Consider the following 10,292-nt stretch of genomic DNA (forward strand, 5'->3'; position numbering starts at 1 on the left):
GACGACCCATCCAGGCATCACATCATCGCTGCATGCCATCCAGTCAAGCGCTTCATAATAGCGGCCAGTGGGGTCAACCTCGGTGGTTTCCATGACGACATTCTTTTCGATTCGTGCCCACATAATTTACCACTCCACAATGACCATACCGTTTAACCCATTTTGACCGGCGGAAACCTGATTTCCTGTGACTGTTGCGCCACCATTGCCACCGCTACCTAATGAAGTGATAGTCGCCCCTCCTAGTCCCCGTCCCACCGAGCCTCCTGCTGTGGTCGGTGTTGCAGCAATTCCGGCAGAACCATGGCCACCATAGCCATCAATATCGCCGCCAGAACCTAATCCACCACTGCCTCCAGCTCCACACATCGAAGAGGTTGTTCCGCCTATGGCGGAGTTCCCCGGGTTACCGCCGGTTGCACTACAAAACGACCCAAACGAGCTGGTTTGTCCCGGTAAAGCGATATTCAATCCATTTGTTGCCCCTATTCCACCGCTTCCGACAGTGATAGGAATGCTGTCTCCAGGTGACACATTGACCAACTTTTTGGCGTATCCCCCTGCGCCACCCCCGCCACCGCTGGCGTTGTAATTGGCGGATGAGTTGGCTCCACCCCCGCCGCCGCCGGCACCGACCACAGTGACCAGGACTTTATACACGCCGGTTGGAACCACCCAGTGGGTCACGCCCACCTGTTTGAAGGTTGCGAGCTGCTTTTGAATGCCCACCTTTGCCAGTTTCAAGGCAGTGACGAATTTGGCGTCATCGGTACCGGCGTTCACCTCTGCCTGGGTGGCGATCTGTGCCTTACCTTTCACGGCTTCACTGGCGGTGGCGATGGTTACCGCCCCGGTCATGCCATCCACCGATTGCACCGAGTCGGTCGGGGTGAGCAGTTCTTGCCAGTTGGCCAGAGTGGCGGCACCCGCTACCCGCAGGATGAAGCTCTTGTTGAGGTCGGTACGTACGGCGATATCCCCGACTTCGGCGGTCAGGGCCAGCATGGCGGCCTGGGTGTTGACGACAAAGGTGTCGGTGATGGCCGTGGCCGGGATCTGATTGACGGGGACCTTGCCACTGCCATCGAGCGTCGCCACCCCATTGGCTGCGCCTTTTTGTGCGCTGGGAACCGCATCGGTGATGCCATAGCCCGCCAGGGTGGTGGGGTTGCTGCCGGCGGTGATGTTGCCCTTGGCATCGACGGTGACCGAGCGATAGGTGCCCGACACCACTCCTGAGTTTTTATAGGTGGCGGTGATGGTGATGTTGCCGCTGCCATCAAATGCCGCCTGACCGGTCACATCACCAACCAGGGCAATATTGCGAGCGGTGCTGAGCTTGTTGGCCTTGCCGGCCGCCGTGTTGCCTCCCTCGATATCATCGACGTGTTTTTTCAGGTAGGTGGTACGGTTGGCCAGTGCTTGTGCTTGCTTGTTGGAGATGCCGCCCGGGCCGCCCAGCACCGGATCACCGGTTTCGAGTTGGTAGATGCCAGCCTCCCAGCTGACGACCTCTTGTAAATTCGCCATATCACGAGGCTCCGTGGTTGTAGTTGCCGTTGTAGGTTGCGGCGCCGTTGTAGGTAACGGGCGCCCGGGTGTAATCGAGCGCAGAGAGGTGGCAGCGGGCCGGGGCCATCTCTGCCAACAGGCGCTTGATGCGGTTGGCCTGCTCGGTGGTGACCGGGCGGGTCAGGATGACCCGATAAACCGCCCAGCGGGTCGGGTCGCCGTGGGGTTCGTTGCCGTTGTAGCTGAGGGTGCCGTCATAGCGGCGGCCGGTGGCGCGCTCGATGATGGTGCTGTCGCCAAAGCCCAACACGTTCAGCGCCTCCTTGATGGCCCATGGGGTTCCCTTGCGCTGATGTAGCCGATAAGAGGCTTTGATCAGCGCCCGCTGCTGGTCTTCCGATTCCGCCAGTTCCCACCAGTCCACCGAGCGGGCCCATGCCAGCCAGGGCAGCAGTGGCGCCGGGCAGATGTCGGCAAAGCGGGTGGAGGTGATGATCTCCGGGGTCAGGTTGTAGGCCAGCGCGGCGGCGGTCAGGTGCTCCAGCCGGGTTGCAGAGGGGGGCAGCAGATCCCGGGTTGCCGGGGTTGCCAGCGGCATGCGATGCACCTTGTTCGACCCCATGCCACCGGCATCGACCCCTTGGGTCGCCAAGCGAGTGATGGTGGTGAACGGGCCTACCAATGGTGGCGCTAGTCCATCCTGTGCCAGGGTGATGGTCAGGGCTGGCTGGGTTGCTGCTGGCAGGGCTGGCGCCATCGGGTAGATGATCTGGGCGTACTTGGCGATCGGTGTGCCCATGGCGCCGGTAAAGGCGGTTGCCGCCTGCGCCAGCTTGGTTTTCAGCAATAGCGCATCTTGCTGACCGTCAGCCAGATCACCGATGGTCTGTCGCACCCTGGCTTTGTGGTTGCCGATGACGCCGAGAGCGAACCCTGCCGGAGCCAGCCGTTGCTGAATGGTCGGCGCCTTGATGGCATCAGGCAGTATCCCGCCGGTAGCGAGCCGGGTTCTGACTCCCGCCGTGCCGACAATTCCGGCATCAAGCCCGACAAGGGTTATCTGTGTTGACATGTCAGCCGCCCCCATGGCGAGCAGATCGCCCATTGTTGCAACCGTGGCCCGGATGGTCGTTGCCGGAGCACCCTGTGCGCCATCGTTGATAGCGATAGCCTTGGCGCGGCTGGCCAGCTTGTTGGCCCCGGCTGCAAACTGGCTGATCCCGGTTGGTTTGGCGCGCTGAATGAGTGATGCCATCCCGGCCTGGCCTGCTTCTATCCCTGCCACTGTCAGGCCAACTCTGACTCCGGCAATGGCCTCTGGTGCTGGATCATCCGGTCCTTGCTCGGTGCCCCGATAGAGGGCAGCCCCGTCATGTGACAGGGCACCATCGTGATATGTGAGCGACCCGCGCCAGACGGGATAGAGGGTTGCCATCAGAGCTTGAAGATCTTATTGGGGCCGTTATCCCAGGCGATGATGATGTCGCCGCCGTTGGTGCTGACCGGCAGGCCAGCCGCCGTATCAAACAGGGCGATCAGCGGGCTGGTCGCGGCGTTGCCGGTGTCTTTGTAGATGGCGCAGTAGTTCACGTTGGCGGTTGGCACGGCGGTGAAGGTGACATCGGCTGCATCGAGCACGCCAGCGGCCACGGTTTTGCTGGTGAGAGTCTGCGGGGTGCCGACCACATGGGCCGAAATCCCGCTGTAGAACTCATCGCTGGCGAGGGTCGGTGAATAGGTGCTTTTGAGCAGGGCACACTTGAGGGTGTCAGCGCTGGCATTGATGGCGCCGGTGAGAAACTTTTCGCGGCCTTTGTCATAGAGGGCGTTTGCCATGGTGGTGTCCTTAGTCGAGGTGGAGGGTGGTGAGTTTGGCGGCCTGCTGCTCGCTGCAGGTGACATCGGCCAGCGGCGCGCGCAGTGTGACGCTGTCGATCCCCGGCTGGTGCAGGGCGGCATAGATGGCGGAAAGCGGGACTGTGGTCCCAACCCGGTAGTAAGCGGCGGCCGTTTTGGCCATGGCATCTTTTGCGGCGGCAATGGCCTGCTCTTTACCCAGGCCGATGGCGTTGAGGGTGGCATCGACGGCATAGAGTTTGAGCTGGGCCGGTTCGACTGCCACCAGATCGCAGAGCGGGCGCACGTCTTCGGCAGATAGGGCCTGCTCGACCAGATTGAGGGTGTCGGCACTCGGCTGGCCTGCCGGTGAGAGGATGGTCACTCTGACGGTACCCGGGGTGGGACTATCGACGGCGACATCGGCCACCTCGGCACTGGCCGAGAGGGCGTGAAACTTGTAGGCATTGATCGGGCCCGCTGTGGCCATGCCCTCATAGGCCATTTGGCAGCGCATGCGCAGGCGGTCATCAGATTCATACACCGGCTCGATGGGCGGGGTGGCGTTGGGGTCACCCGGGGTGACCAGCAGGCGTTCGAGTTCGTACTCACCGGCCACATGGTCAAGGGTCGTGCCACTGGCAAAGGCGAGCAGGGTCTGCTTGGCGGCATCGTTGATGCGGGCCCGCAGGATCATTTCGTTGTAGGCGTTTTCCTGCAGCAGCTTGTTGAGCGGTTCGGATTCAAGTTCCAGCGTGGCAGCGATGGCCGCCTGCTGGTCTGCCGGGTAGTAGCTGATCAGGGTGGCTTTGCGCTTGGCCAGGATTGCCTCAAAGTCGAGAGTATCCTCGACTTCCGGTGGTGGTAGTTGGGTCAGGTCTACATTGCTCACTGGGCGGCTCCTGTCGGAATGGGGATGGTTGCAGACTCCAGCACGCCGCCATCTTTGCGCTGCCAGGTGAGCTCGATGGTGAGGGCGCCATCCATGCCGCCGCCCAGTACATCGACGCGGGTGACGGTGATGCGGGGTTCCCAGTTGATAAGGGCTTGCACGGTGGCGGCCATCAGGCGCAGGCGGGTGGCTTGATGCTGTGGCATATCGATGAGGTAAAAGAGCTCGCTACCGTAGTCACGGCGCATCACCCGCGAGCCCACCGGGGTGATAAGGATGTCGCGCACCGACTGGATGATGTGGTCGGTGGCGCTGATGGAGCGGCCATGGGTGGCATTCATGCCGAGCCAGTTCATACTGGGCCCCCTGATGTGCCGCTGCCCGGCATGGTGTCTTTGTGTTTGTGGGTCGTGACTTCTATACCGCCGATGGTTGCGCTGGGGGCGGTAATCTTGCCGCCCGCGCTGATTGTGGTACCGACCTTGAGCGCCTTGGTGCATTCGACCAGCGGGGTGATCAGCTTGACGGTGACGGAGGCTTCGATGTTGGCTGACTTGATGCCGGTGGCGTTGAGTGCTCCGGTTTCAGGGTTGTATTCAATGACGGCGCCATCGGCGTATTCGGTGCGGTCGAGATCCGGGTTGTCATCCTCGGCCTGCGGCTCGGGGAAGCTGTCAGCATTGAGGCGGCCGACGATATAGGCATTGCGCAGATCGCCGCTGACGGAGAGCAGGATCACCTGCTCGCCCAAGCTCAGACGGTGGCGGGTACGGTTAGCCCCGGCCCTGTCCGTGGTGTAGGGCCGCCAGTTGGTGGTGATATCGCCAGTTTTGACGCGACACTCTCCGGAGCGCACGGCGGTGACGGTGCCAATGCGGATCAGGTTGTCGATCAGGCGTTTGAGTTCGGTTGGGGTCGGTTGCATGGGGCCATTGTTTTGGGCAATGGCGAGGAAGGCGAGGGGATCCCAGTGTGTACACTGAGTACACACTGGTGTTATAGCTAGTAATAATACCCTCGACTTAAATCTAAATATATTTAATCAACAATTTAAAAATTAGAGTAGTATTGTCACTAAGGTGTCCTAGCATGAACATAATAGCTTTATCCGTTCATGCATTATAAATTTATTTTCCGAGGTGGTTCCCAAATAGACTTGTGAACGCACGATTGTTAATCGTGAAGTTATTACCAAGCGTTGCCTTAGTATCTATGTAACCATTATCTTTCCATATCGCCGATAGAAAGTAATATGTCAATAAAAAGCAATACCAGCAATGCGCGTAAGTTTTTATTTTTGCGGTGCTACTTTTAAATGGTGAGATTGCATTTGCATGTGTACGGTCATTTCTGAAACTATATAGAAGACCGCTTAAGAGAAAGAATGTTATCTCTTGCTGAGATAAAGAGAATGTTCCTTTGGGGTATTGAAGTTTAGCTCCCGTCATTGCTTTCTTAATTAATGAGGCCCCATTACGCCTATCCACGGTATTTGTGTAATCATATGTTTCTAGTTTTTCAAGAAGAGCCTGTAAAGCAGGTGATGTTATTTTAGGATTGCCATTACTGAGTAGAAGTCTTTTTGCTAGTGTTTCTTTAGGCACTGAGTATGGTTTGCTTTCAATTATTTTTTTCAGCAAGTATTCAGCTGTTTGTAATGGCATTTTGGACGCGATGCAGCTTATTTCACTGATTGCTAACGTGTCAGCATTAATAACTGAACATATGGTTGGTGTGGCATAGGCTCTCAATAGTTCGGTAGTGTTAAGTTTTTTACCTGCAGATTTACAAGAATGCTCAAAAGCCTTCCAAGTCCAGTCAAAGGCATGATCAGGACGCATTGGTAAGCTTTCAAGAGCATCAAGGACATGAGAGAGAGAAATATGTCCTGAGGTACTAAGAGTTAGGTTTAGAGCTATTGGTTGAAATATCACCCCACTAAATGACTCCAAATGCTTTTTGAATTCACTTTCAGCTGAGAATTTTTTTGATGTAGGCCAGTTGTTATAGAAATCAATTCTTTCTTGTTGTGACATATAATTGCTCGTGGTTGCAGCGGTTTATTTTTTGTTGATATCCCCTGATTTAAGTTTCTTTTTAAAGGAAAACCTCCCAAAAAATGATATATATTTTATACTTAAACATTAACAATTATATTGATGCATTGGAAGTCATTTTATTGTATGGATTTTACTAGGAGCCCCTCCAACTGTTCCACCTCCTCAGTGCTGATCCCCAATAACTCCCGCGCTGGATAGCTGATCTCGCGGCCCTTGATGCGGTCTTTGAGGCCGTATTGGTGAATGGTTGCGAGGCGATTGGCCGAGCCGACAAACTCGACCACGGCCTGATGCTCGGTGCTGGTCGCCTTGAGCCAGCGGGGGCTGACCAGATGCTGAAACATCTTGCGGCGGGTGGCGCCGCGTTTCTTCGCCAGCCTTTTGAGCGGCTTACGCGGGGTCATCGGGCTGCCATCGGGCTGAATGTTGGCCCTGATCCGTTTGCTCTGACTGATGCGCAGGTTGCGGGCCAGTTCCCCCATCAGTTGCCGGCGGGCGGCCGGTGTCATGCTGGCCAGCAGAGCATCGGCCCAGCTTATCAGCCGGTTCAGGTCGTCGGTTGCCATGGCTGCGGTTCCCCGTTGATAAAGAGCTCCCAGGTGATGCCGTCATAAGGGTCTTCTGGCGGCTCTGGCAGATGTTCCCAGCCTATCCCCTGTTCGTTCTGCCATACCTTGACCCGCTCGGTCAGCTTGACGGTGATGATGAGATCCATCAGGTCGTTGGCGAGGTATTCGGCCTCGAAAGTGATGCCATCCTTGCGCAACTCGTCGTTGGTCATCAGCTCGGGTTGGTGTTGGCGCAGCCAGGCCAGCAGCGGCACCATGATCTGATCCGGGTGGCCGGCAAAGTCTTCAATGCCGATGGTGAGGGGGTATTGCCACTCGAACGAGAGGGAACGGGCGCCGGTGCTTTCGATATTGCCCGGGGCGATAAAGATGTGCAGCTTGTCCGGGTTGGCCTTGAGGTGCGGCACGCAGCGGGTCAGCACCTCACGGATCTGTTTTGGCTTTTCCATCTTCACTCCGTTGTTGTCGTGTCTGGCAGGAGATGAGGCTATCGACCTTGGCGGCGCAACTGGCCCAGGCGGCCTCGGTCTGGCTCAGCTGGTCGAGCAAGTCGCCGTTATTGCGTGGTGCCGCCGGCGGCAGCTGGCAGGGGCTCGGGGCTGGACAGGTGAGCCTGATAATCTGCGGCGCCGGTGAGGGCGGGGCGCTGGAGCAGCCTGATAACAGGGTCAGGCAGAGGGCGATCAGCCCAAGCGCTGAGTTCGGCATTTTCACGTTTGAGCCTCTTGATGGTGTCGGCGCGGGTGGCGGCGGCCTGCGCCAGCTGGTCGAGCTGGCCCTGCAGCTGCTGCGCCGCTTGTGCCTGGGTGGTCAGTTCCTGGGTGAGGGTGGCGATGGCGGTCTCTTTAAGCTGCTCGCGCCGCTCGGCCTCTCTGGTTTTCTCGTCGGCTGCCTTGAGACTGGTTTGCAGGGTGGTGACGTCCCCTTTGGCCTTGGCCGCCGAGCGGGCTGACCAGCCCCAGCCACCAAGAGCGACAGCCAATGCCAGCAGCAACCAGCTGAGGGGCGAGCCCAGCAGTTCACGCCACATTGGCTACCTCCTGCACCTGATAGACCTTGGTAAAGTGCGCAAACCACTTGGCCAGCTTGGTGTCGTAGTCGTTCTCCTTAAACGCCGGGCCGTTGTAGCGGCGGGCGAAATCCGCCCACTTTCGCCCCTGCAGCGCCTTGTGCATGGCGGGGTCTTGCTGGATAAAGCGGCACAAGGCGGTGAGGTGTTCGACCTCGCTGCGCAGCATGGCGTTCTGCCAGTCGCTGGCGGAGGCAAAGCCCAGTGGCTGCCAGTGGTAGCCCATGATCTGGAACATGCCCCAGCTGGCCGACTCGATGGCCGCATCCCGATGCAGGCTGATGGCCAGTTGCAGTCGCTCCCACTCGGCTGCGCCGCCCGCATAGCCGCCGCGTTTGGGGTTGACCAGGTTGGGGTAATGGGCGGCCAGTTGGTCGGCGGCCGCCTTGCCTTGGTGTTTGGTGAGCTGCTTGTAGAACACATGTCGCTCGAACAGCACCACCGGGCGCATGGCTTGGGTGAAGCCTTCGCCGATGCTCTCGACCTGGGCAACGGTGGCCATGGTGGCCAGCGGCACCGCCAGCAGATCGGCACCGGCCTGCATGTGGTTGATGGTCAGCTGGTTGCCGCGCTCACTGCCGAGCAGGGCGGCCAGGGTACGCGGGCCTGCCTGACCGATGGCGGCAATCATGTAATCCCGTTGGAAGGCTATCAGCGCCTGCTCGGTTGCCTCACCAAACCAGCCATCTACTGCCAGCGGATAACCGGCGGCGGTGAGGCGGCGTTGCAGGTCGGCCACGGCGGTGCCGGTATCCCCTTTTTTCAGGCTCATGGCTGGTACCTCCGGTAAATATCCCGGGCATGGTCGGTGCTGGACGGTTTGCCCCGGGGCAGCAGGTGGTGCACCGAGCCGCGGGTGTTGAGCACGGCGAACAGCAGGAAGAGGGCAAGTCCGAAGGAGGCCGGATCTGGCACCGGAATGCCACCGAACAGAAAGCGCAGCGGAATGGAGCCTGACAGCACGCAGAGCAGCCACGCCATCCAGGCGGGCAGGGCGCGATACTCGCCACCTTTGCGGTCAAACAGCATGACCCGCAGGAAGATGGCGGCGCAGATCAGGGCGTAAAGGGCGGTGTAGATAAACACACCGGTTGGAGTGGTCGGGATCATGGTTGCCCCCTTTTGTTAAACAAGGCTTCAAGTAGCCGATCCTGATTGCGCATGATGAGTTGCAGCAGGCGCACCATCATGGCGGAGGCGATCAGCGAGCCGATCGCATTGCTGACCTGGACGCTGGCGGGCAGCAGTACCTCCAGCAGTTGGCAGGTAAAGCCAGCCAGCAGCAGGCCGCTGATAAACGAGGCGACAAACAGGGCAATCCGGCGCAGGCGCCCCTGTTCTTCGGCGGCCGAGATAAACAGCACTGCGCCGGTGAGCGCGCCGAGCACGACGGAGGGATCCACCCCGGGCAGGGTGAACAGCAAGGCCAGACCGGTAAGGGTGCTGGTTGCGGCGCTGGAGGAAATCGGTTCTGGCATCGTGCTCTCCTATCGTTTGCTGCCGCAGTGGCGGGCGAGTTGGTATTCGTGGATGGTCTGGCAGTCGGCGCAGCGTTCGCAGCCCCGGATCGCCTCGCGGCGCTCTTGCGGGATCGGGTCGTCGCAGTCGATGCAGTAGTGGGGGCCAGTGCCCGCAATGCGGGCGGCATGGATGCGGGCAGCCAGTTGTTGCTCGCTGATGTTGGCCAGTCGTTCGAGTTCGTCATCGAGGCGGCTCATGTCGGTGTTCTCTTTTGTCGCATGACAGTCAGTCCCATAGCTGGATCAGCGGCTGTTCGGCCTGAGTGGGGGCCGCTGGCATGTTGATGAGGGTGCCGGTTGGCAGGATGGGGCCGAGCGCGGCCAGCCCGGGGTTGAGGTTGAGCACCTGCTCGGTGATGCCTGCGGTGTAGCCGTAGTGACGAAACAGGATGAGATCGAGGGTGTCACCCTGCAGGCTGCGCAGTTGCATCAGATGAGCTCCACCGTGGTGTGGGTGGTGCCGATGATGTCGCGGATGGCAAAGCGGGCATCGCGGTATAGGTCATCCGAACTTATCTCTTTGGCATCGGCCCCTTTGATGCCGTCACCTGTGGCGCTGTAGTCGGTGTAGCGCTCGAGCAGGTTGGCGCGGGTCATGGCGTAGACGGCGCGCCGGTAGCTGTGCAGGTATATCGATTCGCCGTTGATGGGCTCGGCGGGCACGGCTGCCAGGGTGGCGTGACCTTCACTTTCTCGGGCGCTGCGCCACTGGGCCAGATCCCGGTTGACGCTGGTGATGGCGTCGATCACCGCATGGGTGAGGCGGGCGGTGGTGACGGTGCCATCGAGCCGGACGGTGTCGCGCAGCGCGCAGAGCGAGATGGCCGGCCAGAA

17 protein-coding genes are annotated in these 10,292 nt (G+C 59.4%); all 17 read right to left on the bottom strand.

The annotated features are described in order from the left end of the window. Window positions 1–126: 126 nt before the first annotated feature. Complete coding sequence (locus tag G5137_RS20405; protein ID WP_421255885.1) at window positions 127–1,530, bottom strand: hypothetical protein; 1,404 nt, start codon at window positions 1,528–1,530, stop codon at window positions 127–129. 1 nt (window position 1,531) lies between these two features. Continuing rightward, complete coding sequence (locus tag G5137_RS20410) at window positions 1,532–2,767, bottom strand: phage tail protein I (RefSeq protein ID WP_421255886.1); 1,236 nt, start codon at window positions 2,765–2,767, stop codon at window positions 1,532–1,534. Between the two features lie 179 nt (window positions 2,768–2,946). Further along, entirely contained in the window at window positions 2,947–3,348 is a 402-nt protein-coding gene (locus G5137_RS20415) for a hypothetical protein (RefSeq protein WP_013723883.1), read from the bottom strand. A 10-nt stretch (window positions 3,349–3,358) separates the two neighbouring features. Further along, complete coding sequence (locus G5137_RS20420) at window positions 3,359–4,240, bottom strand: baseplate assembly protein (protein ID WP_421255887.1); 882 nt, start codon at window positions 4,238–4,240, stop codon at window positions 3,359–3,361. Beyond that, window positions 4,237–4,596, bottom strand: coding sequence for a GPW/gp25 family protein (locus G5137_RS20425; RefSeq protein ID WP_236269731.1), 360 nt, complete (start codon window positions 4,594–4,596; stop codon window positions 4,237–4,239). The genes G5137_RS20420 and G5137_RS20425 overlap by 4 nt, the downstream gene beginning before the upstream one ends. Then, on the bottom strand, window positions 4,593–5,165 hold the full coding sequence (locus G5137_RS20430; protein ID WP_421255888.1) for a phage baseplate assembly protein V: 573 nt from the start codon (window positions 5,163–5,165) through the stop codon (window positions 4,593–4,595). Before G5137_RS20430 ends, G5137_RS20425 begins: the two co-directional genes overlap by 4 nt. 202 nt (window positions 5,166–5,367) lie before the next feature. Beyond that, window positions 5,368–6,276, bottom strand: coding sequence for a hypothetical protein (locus G5137_RS20435; protein WP_421255889.1), 909 nt, complete (start codon window positions 6,274–6,276; stop codon window positions 5,368–5,370). Window positions 6,277–6,416: 140 nt separating this feature from the next. Next, a complete protein-coding gene (locus G5137_RS20440; protein WP_421255890.1) occupies window positions 6,417–6,866 on the bottom strand; it encodes a phage virion morphogenesis protein in 450 nt (149 codons plus the stop codon). Continuing rightward, complete coding sequence (locus G5137_RS20445; RefSeq protein ID WP_421255891.1) at window positions 6,848–7,318, bottom strand: phage tail protein; 471 nt, start codon at window positions 7,316–7,318, stop codon at window positions 6,848–6,850. Before G5137_RS20445 ends, G5137_RS20440 begins: the two co-directional genes overlap by 19 nt. After that, window positions 7,293–7,541: an Rz1-like lysis system protein LysC gene (gene lysC, locus G5137_RS20450; RefSeq protein WP_421255896.1), complete on the bottom strand. Its 249-nt coding sequence runs from the start codon at window positions 7,539–7,541 to the stop codon at window positions 7,293–7,295. The genes G5137_RS20445 and lysC overlap by 26 nt, the downstream gene beginning before the upstream one ends. Then, a complete protein-coding gene (gene lysB / locus G5137_RS20455) occupies window positions 7,426–7,899 on the bottom strand; it encodes an Rz-like lysis system protein LysB (RefSeq protein WP_421255892.1) in 474 nt (157 codons plus the stop codon). Before lysB ends, lysC begins: the two co-directional genes overlap by 116 nt. After that, on the bottom strand, window positions 7,889–8,710 hold the full coding sequence (locus G5137_RS20460; RefSeq protein ID WP_421255893.1) for an N-acetylmuramidase domain-containing protein: 822 nt from the start codon (window positions 8,708–8,710) through the stop codon (window positions 7,889–7,891). The genes lysB and G5137_RS20460 overlap by 11 nt, the downstream gene beginning before the upstream one ends. Then, window positions 8,707–9,048: a phage holin family protein gene (locus tag G5137_RS20465; protein ID WP_421255894.1), complete on the bottom strand. Its 342-nt coding sequence runs from the start codon at window positions 9,046–9,048 to the stop codon at window positions 8,707–8,709. The genes G5137_RS20460 and G5137_RS20465 overlap by 4 nt, the downstream gene beginning before the upstream one ends. Next, window positions 9,045–9,416, bottom strand: coding sequence for a putative holin (locus G5137_RS20470; RefSeq protein WP_071911234.1), 372 nt, complete (start codon window positions 9,414–9,416; stop codon window positions 9,045–9,047). Before G5137_RS20470 ends, G5137_RS20465 begins: the two co-directional genes overlap by 4 nt. Window positions 9,417–9,425: 9 nt before the next feature. Further along, the gene (locus G5137_RS20475) at window positions 9,426–9,656 is read right to left on the bottom strand and encodes a TraR/DksA C4-type zinc finger protein (protein ID WP_111809547.1); all 231 of its coding nucleotides are present in this window, start codon (window positions 9,654–9,656) and stop codon (window positions 9,426–9,428) included. Between the two features lie 28 nt (window positions 9,657–9,684). Further along, window positions 9,685–9,888, bottom strand: a complete 204-nt coding sequence (locus G5137_RS20480; protein WP_005352059.1) for a tail protein X — start codon at window positions 9,886–9,888, stop codon at window positions 9,685–9,687. Continuing rightward, on the bottom strand, window positions 9,888–10,292 hold a 405-nt coding region (locus G5137_RS20485; RefSeq protein WP_421255895.1), incomplete at its 5' end, for a head completion/stabilization protein. The genes G5137_RS20485 and G5137_RS20480, both read right to left, overlap by 1 nt.

Origin of the sequence: Aeromonas sp. 600282, from assembly GCF_049175755.1 — a bacterium.
Taxonomy (GTDB): Bacteria; Pseudomonadota; Gammaproteobacteria; order Enterobacterales; family Aeromonadaceae; genus Aeromonas; species Aeromonas veronii_A.